The sequence below is a fragment of the Arthrobacter terricola genome (assembly GCF_004354015.1).
GTDB classification, from domain to species: domain Bacteria; phylum Actinomycetota; class Actinomycetes; order Actinomycetales; family Micrococcaceae; genus Arthrobacter; species Arthrobacter terricola.
Window position 1 is genome coordinate 46,447 of record NZ_SMRU01000031.1, and the last position, 16,173, is coordinate 62,619.

Here is a 16,173-nt window from a genome sequence, read left to right on the forward strand (position 1 = left end):
CGCTGGCAGGTCCGACGCGCATGCCGGAAGCCAGCAACAGCCAGAACTGAGAGGTAAATTCCAAATGACAGATGAGACTACTCTGCGGAGCGGTAGTCCTGCGAAGACGGGTTATGACGTTGTCATCATCGGCAGCGGGATGGGTGGCGGCACCCTTGCCTATGCGCTGAAGGACAGCGGGGCCAGCGTCTTGCTCGTCGAACGCGGCGGGTTTGTCCCGCAGGAGAAGCAGAACTGGGATCCGGATGAAGTGTTCGAACGCGGACGATACAAGAACGCAGAGAAATGGTATTCAGCGTCCGGGGAGCCATTCAGCCCGGGCACTTACTACTACGTCGGTGGCAACACGAAGTTCTATGGCTCGTCCTTGGTGCGCTTCCGCCGTGAGGATTTTGCTGCGACGGAACACCAGGAAGGCACATCGCCGGCCTGGCCCATCTCCTATGACGACATGGCCCCGTACTACTCGCGGGCAGAGCATGTTTACAAGGTGCACGGGGATCAGCATGATGACCCCACGCTCCCCAGGGATGAACCCTTCCCATTCCCAGCGATCGGGCACGAACCGGAAGTCCAGACGGTCGCGGACGGTCTGCGTAAACAAGGACTGACGCCTTCCAATATTCCCTTGGGAATCGACCTGAGGCAGGGCGGAACGTGCATCCGCTGCCGTACCTGTGATGGGTTTCCTTGCCGGGTCCTCGCAAAAATGGACGCCGACGTTGCTTGCGTCCGACCGGCCCTTCAAACCGGCAACGTCGAGATCCTGACGCACGCATACGCAGAAAAGGTCCTCACGGACGAGGCCGGCAGGACCGCAACAGGTGTTGAAATCGTCCACAACGGAAAAACCGTCGTCGTCGGAGCCGGGAAAGTCGTTGTTTCATGCGGGGCCGTCAATTCCGCGGCACTTCTGCTGCGGTCGGCCAACGACCATCACCCGAACGGACTTGCAAACTCTTCCGGAATGGTCGGCCGGAACTACATGGTGCACAACAACAGCATCATGGTGGCCTTCCACCCGAAGCGGAACAAGGTTGAATTCCAGAAGACGCTCTACTTCAACGACTACCTCCTCAAGGGCACGAAGGACTTCCCATATCCACTCGGTCATGTTCAGCTCATCGGCAAGCTCCAAGGGGCCATGCTCGTCGGGCAAAAGCCGCTGATTCCGAAGTGGGTCCTGGACATCGCTGCCGGCCACAGCATCGACTGGTGGTTGTTCACCGAAGATCTCCCCGACCCCGAGAACCGGGTGACCCTCAGGGGTGACAAGGGAATCCAGATCAACTGGAAGCCCAACAACGTCCGGGCCCACCAGCTTCTGGTCAAGGAGGTCAAGCGGATCCTGCACAAAATGGGTTACCCGATGATCTTCAGTGAGACCACCGGAATCGCTGTGAACTCCCACCAGGCAGGGACGATCAGGGCCGGTGTTGATCCGCGGACCTCTGTTCTTGATCCAAGCTGCCGTACCCACGATGTCGACAACCTCTTTGTCGTTGACTCGTCCTTTTTCCCATCGCTACCAGTGATGAACCCGGCGCTGACGATTGCCGCAAACGCATTCCGCGTTGCCGACCAGATTGTGCCCGGTGCCAGCCAGCACTGGTCAACGGCCCGCCAGCCCCAATTTTTACCGATAACACCCGTACTTACAGGAAGTAACCACAATGACTGAGAAGCAGCTGACCGGCGGACAAATGATTGTCGACTGCCTCATCCGCGAAGGCGTGGACCGGGTCTTTGCCGTGCCCGGCCATGGCAACACGGCGCTTTTGGACGCCTTTGTGGATCGCTCAGATGAAATCCAGGTGATCCCCGCCATGCACGAGCAAGGCGCTGCGCACATGGCGGACGGGTACTACCGCGCCTCGGGCAAGATTGCCGCAGTCTGTACATCGATTGGTCCCGGTGCGACCAATACGCTCACCGGCCTGGTCACGGCCTTCGCCGACTCCCAGCCGTTCATTCTTATCACCGGTGCCGTCCACACGTACATGGAAAACCGCGGCGTCCTTCAGGAAATCGACCGCCCGCATGGCAACAACTTCCCGCGGATGGCCGAGCCGGTTGTCAAGCGCTGGTGGCAGCCGAGCCGCCTGGAGCAGATCCCCACAGTCATGGCCCAGGCTTTCAACACCATGAACGAAGGCAGAAAAGGCCCCGTCCTCGTGGACGTTCCCCAGGACCTGCAGGCTGAATTCGGCAATTACGTCCATGTTCCGGGCGACCGTCGTGCACGTACGCGCCCAACCGGCGATGCACGAGCCATTGCAGAAGCAGCGGCCTTGCTGGCCTCAGCCAAGCGTCCGGTGATCCTCGCCGGCGGCGGTGTCATCGCAGCGGATGCAAGCGAAGAACTGCGCGCAATCGCAGAACGGCTCGGTGCGCCGGTGACCCACTCCTTCATGGGCAAAGGTGCATTCCCCGCCGACCACGACCTCTATGCATGGCCCTGTGGTGACATGGGCTCCATCCCCGGTAACAGGATGACCACCCAGGCAGACGTCATTCTCGCCGTTGGATGCCGTTTCAGCGACCGTATTACGTCCTCTTACAAAGAGGGAATCACGTTCAACATTCCCTCCAAGACCAAGCTTGTCCAGATTGACATCGATGGTTTTGAAATTGGACGCAACTACCCCGTGGAAGTAGGGGTGGTCGGTGACGCGAAGAGTTCGCTGGCCTTGCTCCGTGAACAGCTCGGAGAGGGCCCTGACTACCACGGAACGGAATACTTCGAGGAGCTCCAGGACTACAAGCAGCGCTGGGAGGACCACCTCGCCCCCATGCGCGAGACGGACTACCTGCCCATGACCAACTCCCGGGCCATGGTCGAAATCCGCAAAGCCCTGCCACGGGAGGGCATCCTGGTTACCGATTCCAGCAACCCCGCCAACCAGGCGTTCAACGAGTTCCCCATCTACGGGCCGAAGACCAACATCGTCGCAGGAGGCATGTCCGGCATTGGTTTCGGTCTACCGGCGGCAATCGGTGCCCAGATCGCCGTCCCCGGGACTCCCGTCCTGGCGATGGTCGGTGACGGCAGCTTCCTGCAGACCGGCACCGAACTCTCCACTGCCGTGATGCTGGGAACCCCGCTTGTCGTCGTTGTTTTGAACAACGGCGGCTGGGAAGCCATCAAGGACCTTCAGATCAGCCTCTTCGGCGCTGACCGGAGGCTTATCACCAACTGGTGCACTCCTGACGGAAAGCCCTACTTCGCAAACATCGCAGAGTTCGCCCGTTCCCTCGGATGCACCGCTGAACGGGTCGAGGACCCGTCGCGGCTCGCTGAAGCAGTTCAGCGTGGTTTCGCTACGGACGGTCCGGTCGTCATTGAAGCCATGAGTGCGCACGAGTTGCCTTGGAGCGAGATGCACCCCACCGGCTGGTGGGACATCACCGTCCCCGCTTACCACGGCGAGACCCGCGACGAATACGTCGCTCAGCGCGGGTTCTAAGCGAGAAGGAGCCATGGGGAACATCCAGCTTGGACTCAATCTCGAGTTTGCACGCTACGAAAATGGTTCCTTTGACTGGGCCATGGACCGTGCGGCGGAAATCGGCTACCGGTATGTGGAGCCCATGGTCCACTGGGGCCGTGAACTCCTGAGCGAGGCCGGATACTTCCACAGCAGGTCGATGCTCGATGACCCGCTGAACCTCAAATATGCGGCAGAGAGCCGTGGGCTGCAGATCTCTTCGATCTCAGCCCACGCTCCGCTGGCCAAACCGGACATCGCAGTCGACTACCTCAAGCAGGCTGTCCGTTACGCGGCCGAGTGCGGGTCGCCGATGATCATGGTCGACGACGGTCCGATGCCTGCCTGGACCACAGAGGAAGAAAACTTCACTCTGATGAAGTACACCCTCCGGGAAGCCGTGCAGGTGGCCGAGCCACGCGGAATCGCCATCGCCATCGAGACCCATGGCCCCCACACGGCAACCCCGGAAGGACTCGACCGGCTCATGAAACTGGTCGAGTCCCCGGTCCTGACCATCAACCTGGACACCGGAAACAGCTTCCTGAGTGGGAACGATCCTCACGCCTGGCTGGAAACCATCATCCCCAACGTCACCCACATGCACGCCAAGGACATTTCCGCCCAAGATGCAAGGAAGTACCGAGGCAAGGTACGCGGGATGCTCGGCTGTGCGTGCGGAGACGGAATCATCGACTGGGAAAGAATTATCCGCACCGTCGCTGGCGCCGACCACGACGTCGTCCTCTCCGTTGAATGCGCCTCCCTGGAGGCAGCAGTAAAGAGCCATAGCTACCTCGGAGGTCTGATCTCCAAAATGCACCCCAACCGATAGAAGGCCCGCATGGATCCGGGTTGCCGGATCCATGAACCGGCAGCCAAGCATCCACGCCGGAAAAAGATATCCAAGCGAGGGTACGAATCCACGGTCGACGATGACCGCTCGTCCCCGTCCAAACCAGCAATAAGGAAGAAGCCATGAAGAATGTACTGCCCCCCACCGCCATGTCTCGTCGCGGTTTCCTCGCCCTCACCGGTGCGGCTGCCCTCGCCACGTCGGTCAGCGCTTGCGCAGCAGGCAATGTGGGGAACACGTCGGCGGGCGGCGGCATCCTCAAGTTCTGGGACATGCCATGGGGCAACCAAGACTACTTGGGAGCTGCCCAGGCCCTGACCCAGGCCTACAAGCCCGGTAGTGGTCTGCCGGGAGCGTCCTACCAACAGGTCAACTGGGATGGATTCAACCAGACCTTCTCCTCCGCCATCGCCTCCAACACAGGCCCCGCGGTCTCCACCGGCGGCGGTTTCCAGGCCTTCCAGTTCGCCAAACAGGGTGCGATTGCCTACGCCGACAACCTTATCGACTCCTTCAAGAAGGACGGCACGTACGACGATTTTCTCCCGCACACCCTGGATGCGATGAAGACCTCCGACGGCTACGTCGGCGTCCCATGGAACCTCGATGTCCAAGTCTTCTGGTACCGCAAGTCGATACTGGACCAGATCGGGGCAACCCCGCCGGAGACCTGGGATGACGTGTTGGCGGTGGCGAAAAAAGCGTCTGCCAAGGGCTATGTCGGGTTCGGCATCAGCGGGGGCAGCGGCAACTACGGACCTATGGCAGTCCTCAGCCTGATGATCAACAATGGCGGCGGCCTGTTCAACTCCAACGGAGATCTCGACATCGTCAACGACCGCAATGCGGAGGCGGTTGACTTTGTCACAGAGCTCGTGAAGCAGGGCGTCGTCGATCCTGGTTCCGTCAGTATGAAGGATGACGATCTCACTACCGCCTGGACGAACAAGAAGGTGGCACTCGGATTCCAAAGCCCGGCGTTCAACAATGTCGTCGGGGATGAAAAAGATGTCCTCGTAACGAATCCGCTGAAGTCCCGCCGAGGCGACATCGGCGGCCTGTACTACGTGAACAACATCATGATGTACAAGAACACACCCTCGCAGGCAGGGTCCGAAGCCTTCGCCTCGTACTACATCAAGAACATGAAGACCCTGTGGCAGAAGGGCGTCATGCAAGGTCTGCCGGCACTGAAATCCATCACCGAACTTCCCGAATTCAAGGCTAACGCCCAAAACACGGCGGTTGTGGAGAAATGGCAGCCGATCTGCAAGACGACTGCGGCGCAGTCCGGCACGCTTTCCGCCAAACTCGCCACCATCGATGGAGGCCAGGCGATGACGGACTTCTGCCAGACCGTCCTCTCTGCGAAGTCCCCGTCCAAGACCATCCTGACCAAGCTCGAGAGCGACATCAAGGCCGCAATCTCCTAGCACAGCAATGACGAAAGCCGTTATCCACCATGAGCACCTCCGTTCGCCGCACTGAATTACCCTTGACGATGAGGACGCCGGCTCCCGAAGCGCGGAAGCGCCGCCGAACGAGCAGTCCTGGTCGCGCGCCTGCCACGAAGGCGTTCCTGATCCTTCCGTCAGTCGTCATCCTTATCCTCACCAACGCCTACCCGATTGCCTATGCTGCTTTCCAGGCCCTGCACAACGGGTCCCTCATAACGCCCGGTGATTTCGTTGGCCTGGATAATTTCGCCAAGGTCCTGGCTGATCCGGCCTTCTGGAGGGCGGCGGGATTTACCGTCATCTTCGCGATCGCAGGCGTATTTGGAAGCTGGATCATCGGGCTGGCGATTGCGCTTCTGCTCCGCACCCGCATTCCAGCCAAGGGAATCCTTAAAACAGTCCTCCTGCTTCCCTGGGTTGTTCCGATTGTTGTCTCGGCCATGTCCTGGAACTGGCTCATTGGTACAAGTTCAAGCCCGGTTCCATCCCTCATGCACGCGCTGGGTTTCGGAGACGCGATCTTCCTCTCGGATCCGCTCGGAGCCCAGATTACGGTGTGCCTTTTCGAGGTCTGGGTCAACTTCCCTTTCATGATGCTCATGATGAGCGCGGCACTGACCTCCGTGGATGAAAGTATCTACGAGGCCGCCAAGATCGACGGAGCAAGCGCGAGCCAGTCGTTCCGATACATGACATTGCCCATCATCGCGAAGCCCACGTACATTGCGTGGGTTCTCATGACCATCTTCTGCGTCAACGACTTCCCGACGGTGTATCTCCTTACCCACGGTGGCCCCGTCGGCGCAACGAACACCCTGGTTGTTCTGGCGTACAAAACAGTTTTCCAGAACTTTCAGACGGGCCCTGGCGTTGCCATCGCCTTCCTCATGACGCTCGCACTTGCCGCCGTGGCAGTGCTGCTCTTCCGACAGATTCGAAAGTCGACCTCATCATGACCACTGCAACACTCAAAACCAGGACCGGAACGCCCCGTCCGTCCACTGAAGCAGGAAGCCGGGGACAATGGCTGCGCTTCGCGATCCTCGTCGCGCTGGCGGCGTTCGCCCTGATCCCCATTGGCGGAACGGTGGTTCTCTCCCTCAGGTCAAACAATGGAACGGGTTCGCTGACGCTCGAGAACTTTACGAACGTACTCAGCAGCAGCGGCGCGGTAGCTTGGTTGCTCAACAGTCTCCAAGTGGCTCTGGCGACGGTTGTGGTCTCTGTCGCAGTCGCCGCACCAGCCGGCTACGTTCTATCGCGGGGGAGGGGCCGACTGGTTGGTGGTTACTCTCTCCTTCTTTTCGTCGTGCAGGCACTTCCCGTGATCACATCGGTCATTCCGCTGTTCATTCTGTTCTCGCACATCGGCCTGGCCGACAACCTCGTCGGCATCACGATTCTGTACGTCGCGAGTTCCATGTCCGTGGCAACATGGATGATGGCCGCCTACATGGACGGGATTCCGGGAAGTCTGGAAGAGGCTGCCTGGATTGACGGTGCTTCAGTATTCAAGGGGTTCCTTCACGTCGTGCTTCGCAACTCCTTGCCGGGGGTGCTTTCAACAGCCATCTTCACCTTCTTGATGGCTTGGAACGACTACCTTGTCGCATCGATCTTCCTCCGTTCTGCGGGAGCCTTCACCCTGCCGATCGGCGTCCAAACCTTCTTCCAGCAACACTCGACGGACTGGGGATCGGTGATGGCCGTCGCAGTCATCATGCTGCTGCCCCCCACCATCATCTTCGCAACGTTGAACAAGTATTTCAGTGTCGGAGGCGTGGCAGGTTCACTGGCTGGCCAGTAGGAGCTGCCGCCGGCCTCTGTTTGCCGGCTGAGGGCCCGGCAAGCCGAGTCCTGGTTTCGCTCATGCGAAACCAGGACTGACTTAGCGATAAATAAAATCCAAAAGTGCGGCTGTCGCAGATACCGGGACCGCTTTGCCTTTTCTGAAGTCGAATGAGCGAGAAGGGTTCGAGCATGAACCATCGCGGTATCTGCGACAAAAGCATGGCCCCGGCAGGACATCCTGCCGGGGCGCGAATTCGGTGACATCTCTGTTCGGCACGTCGTCCGGCGGGCAATCAGCCGAGGAACGCCTCGATGTCGTGTGCGCCGCCGAGGAGCTCGGCGGTGCCGTGATCCGAAGCCTGGTGATCGATGAGAGCTGAATGGGCCAGACGTGCCATCTCTTTTGTCGCGGGGGACAGGAGCTGCCCGTGTCTCTTGATCAAGGCAAGTGTGTCGAACATCGGTTCAGCCAGCGACACCGCGTGGAGTCCCCGCGGGAAGACCTCGGATTCGAGTGCGGCGCGGCAGGCGATGGTGTCTCCGAAACCATCGGCTGCCAACGATAGTGCGGCCGAGAGGTATTCCACTTCTATTCCCGGATTCAGGGTCAGGCCTCGAAGGCGGGCACGCGCGGATAGCTGGATCCGTGCGGGGTCTGTCTGAGCATAGTGGGCGTCATAGAGAATCATGGGGGCGTTGCACATGGCAACGATGTCGGGAGGCGTTTGAACTCGTTCGGGCACGGCGCTCACGTACACGACTTCATCGCGAGCCAGAGGAAGGACGTCCAAGTGATCTTCCTCCACCGGCAAGGTCACGAGGCCCGCCTCCAAATGTCCAGCCACGACGTCGCTGACGGTCTCTGCGCTGTTCTGGCCCACGAGGCGAATACGCACTTGGGGGTGCTTTTGCCGGAATCTCTTCGCCAGATCCTGGCGGATGTAGAAGTCAGCGTTCCGCAATAGACCGAATGTTGCTGTGCCCCCGCCAAGGGAGAGCAATGCATTGACTGCTTCGGTACCTTGCTTGGCGGAGAAGACTGTTTGTTCGGCATAGGGGAGAAGTTCTTCGCCGGCCGCCGTGAGCACGAGTGAGCGACCACTTCGGTTGAAGAGCGGCGCCCCGAATTCACCTTCGAGGCGGCGGATGAGGTCTGATACAGCAGGCTGGCTCATTCCCAGTTCGGCAGCAGCTGCTGTGAAGGTTTGTCCGGTGGCCGCCGCCACGAATGCTTCAAGTTGGGCCAGAGTCATAAGTCAATCCTATAGCTCACGGGGAGATAGTGTTGGAGGAAGGGTGAGATGCGGCAGCTCTCCGCCTCCGGCGATGATCTCCGGCCGGAGAAGGCGGCCTAGGAGTTCGGGGTCCATCAGGTTCCTCTGGCGGACGAGTTCTACCACCGGTGTCCCGGTTCGCAATGCCGTTGCGGCGATTTCGCCGGAAACCTCGTACCCGAGATATGGGCTGAGTGCGGTAACAACGCCGATGCTCTGTGCCACGTGTTGTCCCAGTGTTTCCTCGTTCGCAGTGATTCCATCGATGCACTCGTCGGCCAGCGTTGTGGCAGCGACGCGCAGATGTTCGATACTTCTGAAAAGGCTGGCTGCGATGACGGGTTCGAAGGCGTTCAACTGAAGCTGGCCGGCCTCGGCGGCAAGTGAGACCGTAACGTCCGCTCCCATGATTTCGAATGCGACTTGGTTGACCAGCTCAGGAATCACGGGATTGACCTTTCCAGGCATGATGCTGGACCCGGCCTGACGGGCGGGGAGGCTGATCTCCGCCAAGCCCGCCCGCGGACCCGAAGACAGCAGCCTCAAGTCATTGCTGATCTTGGAGAGCTTTATGGCAGCCCTCTTGACTGAGGCTGAGATGAGGACAAAGACTCCGCAGTCCTGGGTAGCTTCGACGAGGTCGGGACTGGTCTTCACCGGCAAGCCGGTGATGTGTTCGAGCTTTTCACGAACTATGGAGGCGAATACCGGATGGGTATTCAGTCCGGTGCCGATGGCAGTAGCACCCAGGTTGATCTCGTGAAGGTGCGTGATGGCTTCGGTCAAGCGCGCGATGTCTTCTCCGATCGTGACGGCAAAGCTCCTGAACTCCTGACCGAGCGTCATCGGAACTGCGTCCTGGAGTTGAGTGCGGCCCATCTTCACGATGTGGTCAAACTCCCGGGCTTTTGTCTCGCAGGACGTCTGGAGTTTCTCCAGACCACCGATCAGCGAACGCAGGTTGGAGATCGTTGCCACCTTCAGCGCTGTGGGGTAAACATCGTTGGTTGACTGTCCTAGGTTGACATGTTCATTGGGGCTGACGACGCGGTAGCTGCCCTTTGCTTCACCAAGATGTTCCAGGGCGCGGTTGGCGATCACTTCGTTTGCATTCATGTTCGTGGAAGTACCAGCGCCGCCTTGGATCAAGGGGATCGGGAACTGATCCCCGAACAGCCCGGAACGAAGGTCGCGACATGCTGCGGAAATTGCCTGCCCCACCCGGCGATCCAGCAAGCCCAGTTCCATGTTCGCCTCAGCGGCTGCTTCCTTGACGGCAGCAATTGCGGCCACCAAGCCTGGGGTGTCTCCGACGGTCTCGCCGGCTATCCGGAAGTTCTCGCGGGCCCGGAGCGTATGAACGCCCCAATAGGCCTCTGCCGGAATCTCACGCATGCCGAGCAAGTCCGCCTCGATCCGCGTCGGTTCTGGCTGCTGCTCATTCATTGTTCGGCCACTCCTGCCTCAAGTTCGTGTCGGGCAGCGCCGGATGCGCTGCACCGCCCTCCAAGTATAAGCAAAAGTTATCAAGATAGCTAGAATCATAGTGTTAGCTTCTGGCATGATTGAGGAAGGGGCCCTTTAGATAAGGAAATGCTTTCAACTCTGTTGTTTACCCATGTATAATGTTATGGTTGAGTCGTTTCCAAAGTAACGTGGAGCACACGCACTACCTGCGCTTTGGCTCCAGAGACGAAAGAGAAATCCATTGCGCACTTCCCTTAAGAATGCTGAAGTTACTGTCTCGGACCCCACCTCGCCTCCCGGAGTGAGGGAAACCGTCGAAGCCGTCATTGCGGACGTCCGTTCCCTCGGTGATGAAGCGGTGCGGGCCTATTCCGAGAAATTCGATAACTGGTCCCCGGAGTCCTTCCGCCTATCGCAGGAACAGATCGACGCCGCGATAGCCCGCCTACCCGAGCAGACCGTTGAAGATATCAAGACGGTCCAACGCAACGTCGAGCGGTTCGCTCAGCTGCAGTTGCAGTCTCTGAGCGAGTTCGAAGCCGAGGTGGAACCCGGTGTGATTCTTGGTCAAAAGAACATCCCGATTGACGCCGTCGGGGCGTACGTTCCCGGTGGGAGGTACCCGCTCCTTGCATCTGCGCATATGACCATCGTGACCGCCAAAGTTGCCGGTGTCCGCCGCGTCGCCGCGGCAACTCCTGCTGCAGGAGGCGTCATTCCCGACGCGTCAGTGGCAGCCATGCACTTTGCCGGAGCGGATGAGATCTACCTCCTGGGTGGAGTCCAGGCCGTCGCCGCCCTGGCTGTTGGTACAGAGACTATTGCCCCCGTGGATTTTCTCGCCGGGCCGGGAAATGCTTACGTGGCCGAAGCGAAGCGCCAGCTTTTCGGTGAGGTCGGCATCGATCTCTTCGCAGGGCCGACTGAAGTTCTCATTGTTGCTGATGAGTCTGCCGACCCGTTCCTCGTTGCTGTTGACCTCCTCAGCCAGGCCGAACACGGTCCTGACTCACCGGCGATCCTCGTCACGACCTCGAAGGACCTCGGACAGCAGGTTCTCAAGGAGATTGACAGCCAGCTGGTTGGGCTCTCGACGCGGGCTGTTGCAGAAGCGGCTTGGCGGGACCACGGTCAGGTCATTCTGGTTGATGACCTGACCGAGGCTTACGCCGTCGCCGATGAGTTCGCCAGCGAGCACGTACAGATCCTCACAAAGAATCCGCGTGAGGCGCTGGACCGCATGGTCAACTATGGGGCGCTGTTTCTCGGTGAAAACACGTGTGTGTCCTTCGGTGACAAGGTCATCGGAACCAACCACGTTCTGCCGACCCGCCATGCCGCGCGGTACACCGGTGGGCTGTGGGTTGGAAAGTACATCAAGACCGTGACTTATCAGGAAGTCACCACCACGACGGCCAGTGCGGAGCTTGGCGAGTTGTTGGGTAGGGCAGCCCGGGCGGAGAACTTTGAAGGACACGCCCGCTCCGGCGACATCCGTGCAGCGCGGGCGGCCGGTCAAAAGCCGGCGTGGGCTTCATAAACCGGATTTCACGTGTTCGGTGGAGTGCCCGTCTTCTGGTGCTCCACCGAACGGCACCGATGACCACGGGTTGTCGGCTCGAGGACACATCAAGGAGCTGCATGTGAGCGCAAGCACAAGACATCGCGGAACGGGCAATAAATCCGATCGCAAGCGGTACGGCAAGCTGGGACTGTTCCTGTCGGACCTCAGGTCCCTTGGAAGCGGGGGAACTCATGCCGCCCGTCCGTCGTCGACCCTGCTCCCCAGCGGCAGCCTCTTCTGTACGATCTACGCCGGAGCCGGTGCTGCGCGTTCGGAATCCCCGGGCGTGAGGACGACGGGGCGACCGACCCAGGTTGACGGTGGAGCGACACAGGCGCCGGTGTGACATCGTTTCGTTCCGCCGCAAACAAATTGCGGCCAGAATTGAAAGTGAGAATAATGCAGTATCCCCAAGATTCCTTTGCGGATGCACGCCACCTCCCCGGCCGCCCCGCGATCCTGAAAGACTGGGCCCTGGCGAAGGGGGAGCTCGTCGAAGTCCGCCATCATGAGCTTCCGCCCCGCGAGGGGCTGGTAGACGAAGTAACCCCCGACGGTGTCATTCTCTGGCTGGCCGCGGAGGGGGCTACCACCCGTCGGATGATTGACAAGTCCGAGGGGTTCGAAGTGTGGGTTTCAGCCTAGGTGTCCACGAAAATCGGTTGCCGGGTGACTCTGCCTCAGGAAGCACGGACAGAACCCGGCGGGATCCGCGGCCGCGATGACGCGAGACAACAGGTCGCGGTTGCTGTGTCGCTGATCCAGCCATGACAGTTCGGCCTTGTGGCCTTGGTCAGGAGCCAACGAGGAATGAATCAAGATACGGGTGCGATGCCGCAAGCTCGACCAGTGCGTTTTGCACTGCCCGAGTCCGGGCCAACCGCTGTAGTTCCCGAGGAACAGCAAGCCAGTATTTGCGGCGAATCTGAACCTCATCCGGAAGAATCCGCACTATCCGGTCGTCGGCCTCTCCAACGAACAATGGCAACACGGCCACTCCCAAGCCCGCGACAGTTGCCATCCATTGCCCGGTGATGTTGTTCGTCTGGATGGCGGGCTGGAACCCGGGAAGGCTGGTGTCCAGGAAGCGAAGCGCGGGTATGTCCAACAGCGAATCTACGTAGCCGATCACCGAATGGCCCTGTAGATCATCGATGCTCGTTATGTTCGCCGATGATTCCAGGTAGCGCGGGGCTGCGTAAAGGCCCAACGGGTAGCTGGCCAGCTCTGTGGTCTCTACGCCGCGGATCGTAGGCTTGGCGAGCGAAATGCCCACGTCGAATTCCTTGGTGGCCAGGAGGTTTAGTCTGGTTGCCGTCACTATTTCGATTGCAAGGCCGGGATGGCTCTCGCGTAGTGTCCCCAATCCGGGGCTGAGGACGAAGGCTCCAAAGCCGTCCGGCGTGGCAATTCGGACTTTGCCGGAGAGCCGTCCCGGTTCCGAACCCAGTTCTTCGGCCGCAGCGCGAAGCGATGATTCGACAGCCTCTGCGTGCACGGCCAGACGTTCTCCTGCTTCAGTCAATTGCCAGCCGCCCGGCGACCTGACAAAGAGGCGCGTTGCGGTACTTCGCTCCAGATGCGAGATTCTTCGGCCTACGGTCGTGTGGTCGACCCCCAAACCACGGGCCGCCGCTACCAGCTTCCCGGTCCTGGCTACTTCCAAGAAAAACCGAACATCATCAGCAGAAATCACGGATCCATTCTAGCGTGCAAATTTGCACATTGGCGGGCACGATTGGCCATGGTTTTGTGTCAAAGATGCAGCAAGACTTGTATAAATACTTTCGCCCAACCCTGTGAACCTAGTAAGTTCACGGGCCAAAACAGAGGTGCTCCGATGATTGCCAATATCGCTCTTCCCCGAATCATGAAAGTCGGAGGGGGTGCCATCTCCCGGATTGGCGCCCTCGTGGCTGAACTTGGCTCGACCCGTCCTCTGGTCGTCACTGACTCATTCATGCTGACAACCGGGCATGTCGACAGAATCCTTGCCGCCATCGAGCAGGGCGGCCATGACGGTGCTGTTTTCGCGGGTGTCGTACCCGACCCGACGACCGACTCCCTCAACAGTGGAGTGGATGCCGTCACGGCCCACGGTGCCGACCTGATCATCGGGCTCGGCGGGGGAAGTGCGATAGACACGGCCAAGGCCCTCGGGATTCTGAGCCGGCAAGGTGGGCAAATGCGGGATTTCAAGGCTCCGAGGAACAACGACGGTCCGGCTGTCCCTGTGGTTGCTATCCCCACGACAGCAGGAAGTGGCTCCGAGGCCACACAGTTCTCAATCATCAGCGATTCTGAAACGCAGGAAAAGATGCTCTGCGCGGGCATTTCGTTCTTGCCGCAAGCAGCAGTCATTGACTACGAGCTCACGCTTTCGATGCCCGCCCGGCTCACTGCCGACACAGGCATCGATGCCCTGACGCACGCGATTGAAGCCTACGTAAGCCGGAAGGCGAATCCGTTCTCCGACGGGTTCGCGATGGCTGCTATCCGTACTATCGGTGCGAATCTGCGGCAGGTTTACGCTGATGGAAGTGACAAGAAGGCCCGTGGAGAGATGATGTTGGCAGCAACGCAGGCTGGCATTGCTTTCTCGAATTCGAGCGTTGCGCTCGTCCACGGCATGAGTCGGCCGATCGGCGCGCATTTCCATGTCGCTCACGGACTGGCCAACGCCATGCTGTTCCCCGCCGTCACACAGTTCTCTGTCTCGGCGGCCGAGCAACGATATGCCGACTGCGCCCGGGCACTTGGAGTTGCCGCCTCGAACAGTTCAGACAGCTATGCTGCGGAGGCCCTGGTCGAGGAGCTGCGTGCCCTTAACCGGGATCTTCAGGTCCCGACACCGCAAACCTTCGGCATCGACCGGACGGCCTGGGATGAAAAGGTGCCGTTGATGGCGGAACAGGCGTTGGCTTCAGGTTCCCCCGGCAACAATCCTCTGGTTCCCGACGTCGAACAAATCCAAGATCTCTACGCCGAGATTTACGCCTGACACGTCGCGGGATTAGACCCTCGCCAATTACCCATGCCCGAGTGACGGGCGATCAAACACGCAAGACCCGAAAGGTAAAAGTATGACTGGCACTACGCTTGAAACGCTCACTATCAACCATTTCATTGACGGGGAATTCTCTGCGGGGACGGGGTCGGCGACGAAGCCGGTCTACAACCCGGCGACCGGTGCCGTGACCGCGGAGTTGCGGTTGGCCTCGCGGGAGGATCTGGACCGCACAGTGGCCATCGCGAAGAAAGCCGCCGAGTCCTGGGGTGATATTTCCCTGGCCAAGCGCACCGCGGTGTTGTTCAAGTTCCGTGAACTCGTCGCTTCGCATGTGGACGAGCTGGCGGCGTTGATCACGGCCGAGCACGGCAAGGTCCTCTCCGATGCCAAGGGCGAGATCGGCCGCGGCCTGGAGGTCATCGAGTACGCCTGCGGTGTTCCGACGCTGCTCAAGGGCGAGTACTCCGACCAGGTCTCCACCGGCATCGACGTGTTTTCCTTCCGCGAACCCGTCGGCGTGGTCGCGGGCATCACCCCGTTCAACTTCCCCGTCATGGTGCCGCTGTGGATGGCCCCGATGGCGATCGCGACCGGGAACGCGTTCATCCTCAAGCCCTCCGGCAACGTGCCCTCCGCCGCGATGCTGCTCGCGCGCCTGTTCCAGGAAGCCGGCCTGCCGGACGGGGTGTTCCAGGTCCTGCACGGCGACCGCGACACGATCTCGGGGTTGTTGACCCACCCGGACGTGGACGCGATCTCCTTCGTCGGCTCCACCCCGGTCGCCAAGCACATCACCGAGGTAGGCACCAAGCACGGCAAAAGAGTCCAGGCCCTCGGCGGGGCGAAGAACCACGCGATCATCCTGCCCGACGCCGACCTGGACAACGCCGCGGACCACGTCGCGGCCGCCGCGTTCGGCTCCGCCGGGCAGCGCTGCATGGCCATCTCCGTCGCGGTCGCCGTCGGGGACGCCGCCGACCTGCTGGTGGGCAAGGTCCGCGAACGCGCCCTCGCGATCACGGTGGACAACGGCACCGCACCGGGTGCGGACATGGGCCCGGTCATCACCCCGGCCTCGAAAGAGTTCATCCTCAAGACCGTCACCGAAGCCGAAACCGCCGGCGCGGCCATGGTCGTGGACGGACGCGACCTCATCGTCCCCGGCCACGAGGACGGGTTCTGGGTCGGCCCCACCGTGATCGACCACGTCACCACCGCGATGAGCGCGTACACCGAGGAAATCTTCGGACCCGTGCTCGTCGTCGT

General features: G+C 60.4%; 13 protein-coding genes. 10 read left to right on the forward strand and 3 right to left on the reverse strand.

The genetic code is table 11. The features are described 5' to 3' along the window. Nucleotides 1–64: 64 nt before the first annotated feature. The 6 genes from E1809_RS21295 (at nt 65) to E1809_RS21320 (ending at nt 7,608) form a co-directional block, all read left to right on the forward strand. The gene (locus E1809_RS21295) at nt 65–1,681 is read left to right on the forward strand and encodes a GMC family oxidoreductase (RefSeq protein ID WP_133206247.1); all 1,617 of its coding nucleotides are present in this window, start codon (nt 65–67) and stop codon (nt 1,679–1,681) included. Then, entirely contained in the window at nt 1,674–3,467 is a 1,794-nt protein-coding gene (locus E1809_RS21300) for a thiamine pyrophosphate-binding protein (RefSeq protein WP_133206248.1), read from the forward strand. The genes E1809_RS21295 and E1809_RS21300 overlap by 8 nt, the downstream gene beginning before the upstream one ends. A gap of 13 nt (nt 3,468–3,480) precedes the next feature. Continuing rightward, nucleotides 3,481–4,323, forward strand: a complete 843-nt coding sequence (locus E1809_RS21305; RefSeq protein WP_133206249.1) for a sugar phosphate isomerase/epimerase family protein — start codon at nt 3,481–3,483, stop codon at nt 4,321–4,323. Nucleotides 4,324–4,466: 143 nt separating this feature from the next. Further along, the gene (locus E1809_RS21310) at nt 4,467–5,777 is read left to right on the forward strand and encodes an ABC transporter substrate-binding protein (protein ID WP_133206250.1); all 1,311 of its coding nucleotides are present in this window, start codon (nt 4,467–4,469) and stop codon (nt 5,775–5,777) included. A 29-nt stretch (nt 5,778–5,806) separates the two neighbouring features. Further along, complete coding sequence (locus tag E1809_RS21315) at nt 5,807–6,757, forward strand: carbohydrate ABC transporter permease (protein ID WP_133206251.1); 951 nt, start codon at nt 5,807–5,809, stop codon at nt 6,755–6,757. After that, the gene (locus tag E1809_RS21320; protein ID WP_133206252.1) at nt 6,754–7,608 is read left to right on the forward strand and encodes a carbohydrate ABC transporter permease; all 855 of its coding nucleotides are present in this window, start codon (nt 6,754–6,756) and stop codon (nt 7,606–7,608) included. The genes E1809_RS21315 and E1809_RS21320 overlap by 4 nt, the downstream gene beginning before the upstream one ends. A gap of 277 nt (nt 7,609–7,885) precedes the next feature. Here E1809_RS21320 and E1809_RS21325 read toward each other — a convergent pair whose 3' ends face one another. Both E1809_RS21325 and E1809_RS21330 read right to left on the reverse strand, forming a co-directional pair. Further along, on the reverse strand, nt 7,886–8,845 hold the full coding sequence (locus E1809_RS21325) for a LysR family transcriptional regulator (protein WP_133206253.1): 960 nt from the start codon (nt 8,843–8,845) through the stop codon (nt 7,886–7,888). A gap of 9 nt (nt 8,846–8,854) precedes the next feature. Beyond that, complete coding sequence (locus tag E1809_RS21330) at nt 8,855–10,312, reverse strand: aspartate ammonia-lyase (protein WP_133206254.1); 1,458 nt, start codon at nt 10,310–10,312, stop codon at nt 8,855–8,857. Nucleotides 10,313–10,574: 262 nt separating this feature from the next. Between E1809_RS21330 and hisD the strand changes: the two genes are divergently transcribed. Beyond that, nucleotides 10,575–11,873, forward strand: coding sequence for a histidinol dehydrogenase (hisD, locus tag E1809_RS21335; RefSeq protein WP_133206255.1), 1,299 nt, complete (start codon nt 10,575–10,577; stop codon nt 11,871–11,873). Nucleotides 11,874–12,296: 423 nt separating this feature from the next. Continuing rightward, complete coding sequence (locus tag E1809_RS21340) at nt 12,297–12,542, forward strand: hypothetical protein (protein WP_133206256.1); 246 nt, start codon at nt 12,297–12,299, stop codon at nt 12,540–12,542. A 148-nt stretch (nt 12,543–12,690) separates the two neighbouring features. Here the strand turns inward: E1809_RS21340 and E1809_RS21345 are convergent, their stop codons facing one another. Further along, the gene (locus E1809_RS21345; protein ID WP_133206257.1) at nt 12,691–13,593 is read right to left on the reverse strand and encodes a LysR family transcriptional regulator; all 903 of its coding nucleotides are present in this window, start codon (nt 13,591–13,593) and stop codon (nt 12,691–12,693) included. A 174-nt stretch (nt 13,594–13,767) separates the two neighbouring features. On the opposite strand from E1809_RS21345, the gene E1809_RS21350 reads away from it, so the two are divergent. Together E1809_RS21350 and mmsA are read left to right on the forward strand one after the other, a co-directional pair. Then, complete coding sequence (locus E1809_RS21350; protein ID WP_235835710.1) at nt 13,768–14,898, forward strand: iron-containing alcohol dehydrogenase; 1,131 nt, start codon at nt 13,768–13,770, stop codon at nt 14,896–14,898. Nucleotides 14,899–14,980: 82 nt separating this feature from the next. Continuing rightward, a partial coding sequence (mmsA, locus tag E1809_RS21355; protein WP_133206258.1) for a CoA-acylating methylmalonate-semialdehyde dehydrogenase occupies nt 14,981–16,173 on the forward strand: 1,193 nt, incomplete at its 3' end.